This is a genomic window from Salinimicrobium marinum, from assembly GCF_014651535.1.
In the GTDB taxonomy this organism is placed as follows: domain Bacteria; phylum Bacteroidota; class Bacteroidia; order Flavobacteriales; family Flavobacteriaceae; genus Salinimicrobium; species Salinimicrobium marinum.
Window position 1 is genome coordinate 129909 of the sequence record NZ_BMXB01000011.1, and the last position, 6337, is coordinate 136245.

At 44.7% G+C, this 6337-nt stretch carries 5 protein-coding genes; 1 reads left to right on the top strand and 4 read right to left on the bottom strand.

The genetic code is table 11. From position 1 onward, the window contains the following. The first annotated feature begins 66 nt into the window (after positions 1 to 66). The gene (locus IE056_RS13180) at positions 67 to 672 is read left to right on the top strand and encodes an FMN-binding negative transcriptional regulator (protein ID WP_189605181.1); all 606 of its coding nucleotides are present in this window, start codon (positions 67 to 69) and stop codon (positions 670 to 672) included. A 204-nt stretch (positions 673 to 876) separates the two neighbouring features. Here IE056_RS13180 and IE056_RS13185 read toward each other — a convergent pair whose 3' ends face one another. From IE056_RS13185 to pflB, 4 genes are all read right to left on the bottom strand, one after another. Then, positions 877 to 2043, bottom strand: coding sequence for a PQQ-dependent sugar dehydrogenase (locus tag IE056_RS13185; protein WP_189605182.1), 1167 nt, complete (start codon positions 2041 to 2043; stop codon positions 877 to 879). A 456-nt stretch (positions 2044 to 2499) separates the two neighbouring features. After that, positions 2500 to 3039 carry a menaquinone-dependent protoporphyrinogen IX dehydrogenase gene (gene hemG / locus IE056_RS13190; protein ID WP_189605183.1) on the bottom strand — a complete coding sequence of 180 codons (540 nt, stop codon included), beginning with the start codon at positions 3037 to 3039 and terminating at the stop codon, positions 2500 to 2502. Between the two features lie 77 nt (positions 3040 to 3116). Beyond that, the gene (gene pflA, locus IE056_RS13195) at positions 3117 to 3995 is read right to left on the bottom strand and encodes a pyruvate formate-lyase-activating protein (RefSeq protein ID WP_229793763.1); all 879 of its coding nucleotides are present in this window, start codon (positions 3993 to 3995) and stop codon (positions 3117 to 3119) included. 3 nt (positions 3996 to 3998) lie between these two features. Further along, on the bottom strand, positions 3999 to 6239 hold the full coding sequence (gene pflB, locus IE056_RS13200) for a formate C-acetyltransferase (protein WP_189605184.1): 2241 nt from the start codon (positions 6237 to 6239) through the stop codon (positions 3999 to 4001). Positions 6240 to 6337 lie beyond the last annotated feature (98 nt).

A 6337-nucleotide genomic window follows, 5' to 3' on the forward strand; every position in this document is an offset into this window, starting at 1 on the left:
AAATTTCCTAAAAACACAGACCAAATTGTATTTGTAAAGCATCAAAAATCTACTTTTCTTTACAACATGTATCAGCCTAAAAAATTCAAGAAAGAAGATCCTTCATTTATTTTTAAGTTTATTCAGGAGCATCCTTTTGCTACTTTTGTGTTGCAGGGAGAGCAGTTGCTGGCCACGCATATTCCGGTGCTTGTGGAGGGAAGTCCGGAGGATTTTAGGTTGTATGGGCACATTGCCAATCATAACGAGCAGTATCAATATTTAAAAGATGGTGCAGAGGCCCTGCTGATCTTTAAAGGACCCGATGGCTATGTTTCTTCTTCGTGGTATCAGGAAAAAGACATTAGCACCTGGGATTACTCGGCGGTGCATGTGAATGTAAAATTGAAACTCCAGTCACGGAAAGAGCTGGAGGATTCGCTCGATCATTTGATCGCTCACTTTGAAAAGCAACAGGAAAATCCGTTGCTCTATAAAGAACTTCCGAGGCAAATGGTGGAAGATCACCTGCCGCTCATCACCGGCTTCTGGTGCGAGCCTGTGAGAATTCAGGCGGTAGCGAAACTCCATCAGAATTATGGGGAGAAAGATGTACAGTCGGTGGTGGAACATTTGAAAGACCGGGAAGATTCCTGCCCTTTGGCGAAGGATATTGAGAAGGAGCACGAGTAGTTCGTCCTGCGGGTGTTTGCCTTAACGTGACCCTCGACCTCTCGACTCCGCTCGAGGTGACATGGAGCGAGGAAGTTATGTTTAAGTAGTAAGTGGTTGTCTATCCTTCGACTACTCCGATCCGCCCTAAAATGGACGTGCTCAGGATGACAACTTTTCCAGCATTGCTTCATTACTTCATCACAACATCACTCCGTTACTCCTTCACTCTCCATAAGAGATCCTGTACACGATTCCGTTGTCATCATCGGTTACGAGGAGGGAACCATCGGGCATTTCGGTGAGGCCAACAAGTCTGGCGAACTGTGAAGTGCCGTCGTCGGTTAAAAATCCGGTGACAAAATCTTCAGAATTGACGGGGTTTCCATTTTCGAAATCCACTTTCATGATCTTATATCCGGCGGCAGGTTTCCTGTTCCAGGAGCCTCTGAAAGTGACCAACGCAGCATTCTTATATTCAGCAGGGAACATGTCTCCTTCATAAAATTTAAAACTCATGGGAGCGCTGTGGGCTGTAAACAACATTTCGGGTTCGGTAGATTTTTCAGCATATTCGGCCCAGGTCATATCGGCCGGCTCATCGGCCTCGTTATAATTTCCGTCGGAATAGATGTAAGGCCAACCGTAATCTTCCCCTTCAGAAATCCGGTTTAATTCCTCTTTCTGTTCCTCATCCCCTAGCCAGTCGATTCCGTGATCCATTCCGAATAACTGTCCGGTTTCAGGATGCCAGTCAAAACCAATTGTGTTTCTAAGTCCCCTGGCCATGATCCTCCGGTTACTGCCGTCGGGATCTGTAACCACCATCGTGGCATTTTCTTCCCGGGTTTCGTCACAGGCGTTGCAGGTGCTTCCCACCGAAATATACAACTTGCTATCGGGTCCAAAAGCAATAGTTCTGTTAGGATGTTGCCCACCATCCGGAAGGTCTTTAACGATTTGTTCGAGCTCCCCAATAGTACCGTCCTGATTGATAGGCGCTCTAAAAACTTCATTCACGGTCACCAGGTAAAACATGTCCTCATGAAAAGCTATGCCATGCGCCTGATCTTTGGTTACTACCGTTTGCTGCTGATCTGATTTTCCGTCATTATTGGTATCCTTCAGCAAAACCACATCTCCCCTTCTACGGGTGACGTAAATGTGCCCCTGCGGACTAACCTCGATAATTCGTGGCTTCCCCAGGTTTTCAGCAAATTTTTCGATTTTAAATCCCTGCGGAAGATTGAGCTGTGCAATGCGTTCCCCCGTAGCCTCTACTTTTTTAGGCTTAAAGACGTGACCGGTCATTTGTGCTTCAATAATACTATCATGTTCCTGAGCCAATACGGCGCTGCTGCAGAACAGCAAAAGGAGTAACATTTTTTTCATAACAATTATTTTTTACTTTTTTCAAAGCAGAAATTAGCGGTTAATTACCTAAAAATCAGTTAATAGATGGTTAAAAAGCGGGGCTTTCTTCTGAAGGAGAAATCGGCACTATCTTAAATAAGGGTTTCCAGATACTGAAAAAATAAAACCGCCATTAGGCAAAAGAGAAGTAGTGCCACCAAAACAGTTCTATTTACTTTGAAGGGATTCATGTGCTTGATTCTTAGATTAAAAGTAGATAATACACTTCTGCCTTCAAAAGAAATTAACATAGGTTTAAAATTCAAATAAAGCGCAGAGGATGAATGGTAAGTTTTTCCCGACAAACTCCTAATAGATGGAATTTTATTAGAAAAAATTCTTACAATAATGCATGAGCAATTAAACCCAATGAAAAAGTCTTTTTTTCGGAAAAATAAGATTTATGAGAATGTTTTTTAAACCACTTTCAGGAGGTTAGGGCATTCCGTGAATGGATCTGGCGATCTCCTGCCCGAATTCCTGTACTCTTTCCCATTGGGTGTATTCTATAGCCGTTTCTGTTTTTGTGGGTCCGTGGGTGAGTTTCATGATGAGCTTTATCATGAGTTTGTCCCAAAAACCATATTTGCTGTAGTCGAGCTGTCCGGCAAAGACTCCCGAAAAATCGGGTTTCCAGTCGGTTTCTTTCAGGAATTTCTGTAGGTAAGGATTGGTTTCAGGAGTGTTTTTATCCTCATTTCGCGCGACCAGGTTTACAGAAAAGAACACGGTATAAACCTGTTCCAGCTCTTTTCTGTTTTTTTCCACAAACTCCTGTACCAGTTTATGATGTTTCCCGTACCGCACACTGCCTCCAAGAATGATCGTATCAAATTCTGAAACAGATTTGTCAAATTCGGCTATTGAAAAAACTTCGGGCTGTAACTGCCATGACTGCAGAACAGTTTCCAGCCGGCTGCAGATCTTTTTAGTCTGCCCGTCAATACTGGAATATATAAGGGCAATTCGAGGCATGGTATATAGTTTTTCTTTTCTACTTCTAAAGCTCCTAAAAGAAAAAGTTACGGCGAAATTTAAGGCTTTTTGGTCCTCTAATTCACCCTGACTTCTTTAAAATATTTTTTAAAAATAGTTGCGGTTGTATTGAGATTTTCCTGGGTAGGCGGCTCCACACCTTTAAGTTTGTACTCCATTCCCAGGGCTTCCCACTTATGGGCTCCCAGCAAATGGTAGGGTAAAACTTCAATTCGCTCGATCGTCTTATAATCTTTAAAAAAAGCTCCTAACTGATGAAGGTATTCTTCCTGATCTGTCCAGCCGGGCACCAGCACATAACGCAGCCACATTGGCTTTCCTGTTTGCTCCCGGTATTGGGCCACCTTAAAAGTGGTTTTATTGGATAGGCCGGTAAGCTTCCTGTGCCAATCTTCATTAAAATGCTTTACATCGAGCATAAGGAGATCTGTTTCATCCAGCAGTTCTTTGGCCTGTTGATCGATAAGCCTTCCGTTGGAATCGAGCACGGTATGTATGCCAAGTTCATGCAACCTTACAAAAAGATCTTTCAGTTTTTTGCGCTGCAACAGTGGTTCCCCGCCAGATACGGTCACACCTCCAAACCTTCCAAAGTAAGATTTTTGTTTTACAGCCCGCTGCACCAGCTCCTCCATTTCCACAAACTTACCTCCCTTAACATCCATGGTATCGGGATTGGCACAATACAAACATCTAAACTGGCAGCCCTGCACAAAAATTACCATGCGTATCCCGGGCCCGTCATGGGTACCAAAGGTCTCTACAGAATGTATCCTGAGAAGTCCCTGCGTCTCTTCATTGAGCGTTGCCACATCCTGCGGAACAAGCATTCCATTCCTTATCATTTCTTCTTTTTTGGCAGTATCCTCAAGTACAGAGTACCGGTTGCTTTTAGGGGGAACAAAGCCTGCCGATACTCCTATACCCGGGATCAAAATTCACATTCTTTCGTGGAAGGTTCTCGCGATCACTTCCAGTTGATGGGCTTTTGAAAGCCGTATAAAGTTCACCGCATATCCTGAAACCCTGATGGTCAACTGCGGATAATTTTCGGGGTGCTGGTAGGCATCCATTAAAGTTTCGCGGTTAAGCACATTGACATTTAAATGATGCCCGTTGTTACTGAAATATCCGTTTAAAAGCGTTACTAGATTCTCCACCTGATCTTTGGGCTCACTGCCTAGAGATTTCGGAACTATGGAAAAGGTATTTGAAATTCCGTCTAAAGCATCTTTGTAGTCAAACTTCGCCACCGAATTCAAAGAAGCAATGGCTCCGTTCATATCGCGGCCGTGCATTGGATTTGCCCCGGGGGCAAAGGCCTCACCGGCTTTCCGGCCATCGGGGGTTGCTCCGGTTTTCTTTCCGTACATCACATTGGATGTAATAGTAAGCAAAGACATGGTTGGGTTCGCATCTTTGTAGCATCTGTGTTTGGCCAGTTCGGTAAAGAAGAGGTGGGTTACATCTTTTGCAATGCTGTCTACCCAGTCGTCATCGTTTCCGAACTTTGGATAATCACCTTCAATTTTGAAATCTACTGTTAATCCCGCTTCATTGCGAATGGGTTTTACACGGGCATATTTTATGGCAGAAAGGGAATCGGCAATGATGGAAATTCCCGCAGCACCATACGCCATATCCACTCCGGGATTGGAATCTATCAATGCCATCTGGGCTTTTTCATAGTAGTACCTGTCGTGCATGTAATGAATGATGTTCATCGTTTTGGAATACACCCTTGCCACCTCGGCCATGGCAGGAATAAAGTTCCGCATCACCTCATCGTAGCTTAAATATTCTCCTTCCAGAGGGGCGATCCCCTGCAACAGTTTCTCTCCGGCGACTTCTTCCCTGCCTTCATTCAAAGACATTAAAAGTACCTTCGGAAGGTTTACCCGGGCGCCAAAAAACTGAATCCTTTTTCCGATTTCCTGATGGGACACACAGCAGGCGATCCCATAGTCATCAGATTTGCGGACATCCCGCATGAGGTCATCGTTCATATACTGAATCGAAGAGGTATCAATGGACACCTGTGCACAGAAGTTCTTAAAACCTTGGGGCAGGTCTTCGGCCCAAAGCACGGTAAGGTTTGGCTCCGGGGAAGGCCCCAGGTTGTAAAGGGTCTGCAGAAACCGAAAGGAAGTGCGTGTCACTTTTGTTCTCCCGTCAGAAAGCTGTCCGCCAATCGCTTCGGTAACCCAGGTAGGGTCTCCACCAAAGATCTCGTCATAAGCCTCCGGCCGTAAATGCCGAACCACCCGCAGTTTCATCACGAACTGGTCGATCAACTCCTGCGCTTCCTCTTCAGAAATGAAATTATTTTCAAGGTCTTTTTCAATATAAATATCCAGGAAAGAAGACACATTTCCCAGTGACATGGCAGCTCCATCCTGCTCTTTTACAGCAGCCAGATAAGCCATGTACACCCACTGCACAGCTTCTTTTGCATTCCGGGCCGGCCTGCCAAGATCCAGGCCGTAAAGTTCTCCCAGGATCTTGATATCCTTCAGCGCCAGGATTTGATCATTAATTTCTTCCCGAAGCCTTATTTTTTGATCATCCATTTCACCTTCCACGGCAGTTTTATCGGCTTCCTTGGCAGCAATTAAACTGTCAACTCCATAAAGCGCAAGACGGCGATAATCTCCAATGATCCTTCCGCGGGCATAATTATCGGGCAATCCGGTAAGGACACCATGAGAACGGTAATCCCGGATCTCTGCATCATAAGCAGAAAAAACAGCACTGTTATGATCTTTTGTGTAATTGAAAAGATCTTTTACCTCCTGCGCTACCTCCATTCCTTTTTCGGCTACCGCACCTTCCACAACTCGAATTCCGCCAAAGGGTTTCATCGCCCTTTTTAGCAACTCATCTGTTTGCAGCCCCACAATTACTTCAAGGTCTTTTTGAATATATCCCGGCCCGTGACTGGTAATACTGGAAATTGTTTGGGTATCAATGGCCCTGCAGCCACCTTTTTCCCGCTCTTCTTTCATGGCCATAAGACAAAGTTGCCACAGTTGCCCGGTCCTTTCGGTAGCTCCCGAAAGAAAGGCAGCATCCCCGTAATAAGGCTTGATGTTTTTAAGAACAAAATCCCTTACCTCGATCTTTCGGTTCCAAACTCCTTCTTCGAACCTGGTCAGCACGTTTTCGGATACATTTTTCATATGTGTTTTATTTTATTTTTAATCAATTAGGCCCAAAACTCTCCCGTAGGGCTTACTGCTCTATGTCCAGTTTCCACTAATTAAAGTGTGCTATAGGC